A 1931-nucleotide genomic window follows, 5' to 3' on the forward strand; every position below is an offset into this window, starting at 1 on the left:
GAGGGTTAAAAGCTGCCTTTAATCTCAGTTGGGAGGAGTTGCATAGCGAACCAGAAGCGCAAATTTTGGCACTTTATCTCAGTTTATTCGCTCTTGCGCCCTTTCCCAAAGGGATGATTCTGGATTTATTTCCCGATGAGGATGGGGATACAGTGGAGGAATGGTTAACCGATAGTTTAGTTCACCTGAGTTTAGTTCAGGATAATCGTGATGGTTGGTATGAAATTCATCCCCTGTTGCGTCGCTACTTTCGGGATAAGTTAGAAGCATCACCCCACGCAGAACCAGCAAAACGCCGTTATTGTGGGATTATGGCCAAAAAATCGGCAGAAATGCCACAGAATCCCACTGTAGAAATCGTTGAAGAATTTAAACCTTTCCTTCTCCATCTACAAGCATCTGTCGGGGAATATCCCCAATATATCGCTGATGAGGATTTATTATGGTCTTATACGGGTTTAGCTTGGTATTATAACGGACAAGGATTGTATGCTATTGCTGAACCTTACTGTCAAGCTTGTTTAACCGCAACTCGAACCCACTTAGGAGACAATCATCCCCATGTGGCAACTTCCCTCAACAATTTAGCATACTTGTACTATTCCCAAGGCAGGTACACAGAAGCAGAACCTCTCTATCTAGAAGCATTAGATTTGAGAAAACAACTCTTAGGAGACAATCATCCCGATGTGGCAACTTCCCTCAACAATTTAGCAGCATTGTACGATTCCCAAGGCAGGTACACAGAAGCGGAACCTCTCTATCTAGAAGCGATTAATATTGCTACCCAAGGATTAGGGGAAAATCATCCCCATACCCAAACCTTTTATCAGAATTATCTGAGGATGTTATCCCAATTACCCGAAGCAGAATTAAGACAACGGTTTCCCGATGAGGTGGTGGAGATGTTGAAACCAAAACCCCCTCATCCCTGAAAACAGTCTTAACTGTGATTGGAATGTTGAATGATGAACTATGACTAGGGAGCTAGTTAAGAGTAGATTAGAGATGAAGATTGATTGAATGAACTAATCATAGTTAAGACCATTGGAAAATAGGGTTCGTAGGCGCACGGATTTTCCATTATGAATATAGTATCATGTCAAGTCGCCTTTGTCAAGAGAAATTTTGACAACATCCAGACAAACGTTATTGTAGGGGTAATTCATGAATTACCCCTACACCTATTACCTAGTCCAGTAACCCACCACCATCGACAGTGGTTGATGTAATCATCTGATGGACTATGACTAGGGAGCTAGTTAAGAGTGGATTAGAGATGAAGATTGATTGAATAAACCAATCATAGTTAAGACCGTTGGAAAAGAGGGTTTGTAGGCGCACGGATTTTCCATTATGAATATAGTATCATGTCAAGTCGCCTTTGTCAAGAGAAAATTTGACAACATCCAGACAAACGTTATTGTAGGGGTAATTCATGAATTACCCCTACACCTATTACCTAGTCCAGTAACGCACCACCATCGACAGTGGTTGGAATGATTGAATGATGAACTATAATTGAATTAATCACTGATGACTGATAACTGATTAGCAAGGAATAAAACCATGAATACTAAAGAGAGACTATTACAAGAGATTGAACAAGCGCCGGATTCTTTAATAGAAGAAACTTTAAACTTCCTCCTTTCAGCACAAGCTAGTTATGCTAAATCTGAAAGTAATGTAGGGGAGGCAATATTAAAGCTTCTGGAAGAGATACCATTAGACAATGACGACTTAGAAAAGTTGCCTATAGATCTTGCTAATCAGCATGATCATTATCTTTAGAGAATTACAGAGAATGATTGATCCTATAATAACGGGAAAATCCTCAGAGTGAGGAACTCGCATGAAACCAGCATCCCTGATTCAACTAACCGATAGTCTGAAAGCCCTTTATATCAAAACTGCCCAAAAGCTGAAAGGCA

At 40.4% G+C, this 1931-nt stretch carries 4 protein-coding genes; all 4 read left to right on the top strand.

The window, feature by feature from the left end:
• Window positions 1-935, top strand: a 935-nt coding sequence (locus PX482_RS20955) for a tetratricopeptide repeat protein (RefSeq protein WP_288122976.1), incomplete at its 5' end; no start/stop codon positions are given.
• Window positions 936-1085: 150 nt separating this feature from the next.
• The gene (locus tag PX482_RS20960) at window positions 1086-1232 is read left to right on the top strand and encodes a hypothetical protein (protein WP_155120388.1); all 147 of its coding nucleotides are present in this window, start codon (window positions 1086-1088) and stop codon (window positions 1230-1232) included.
• Between the two features lie 124 nt (window positions 1233-1356).
• A complete protein-coding gene (locus PX482_RS20965; RefSeq protein ID WP_155120387.1) occupies window positions 1357-1503 on the top strand; it encodes a hypothetical protein in 147 nt (48 codons plus the stop codon).
• A gap of 66 nt (window positions 1504-1569) precedes the next feature.
• Window positions 1570-1791 carry a hypothetical protein gene (locus PX482_RS20970; RefSeq protein WP_288096748.1) on the top strand — a complete coding sequence of 74 codons (222 nt, stop codon included), beginning with the start codon at window positions 1570-1572 and terminating at the stop codon, window positions 1789-1791.
• The last annotated feature ends 140 nt before the right edge of the window (window positions 1792-1931 follow it).

Source organism: Microcystis sp. M53602_WE12, from assembly GCF_030065455.1.
Classification (GTDB): Bacteria; Cyanobacteriota; Cyanobacteriia; order Cyanobacteriales; family Microcystaceae; genus Microcystis; species Microcystis aeruginosa.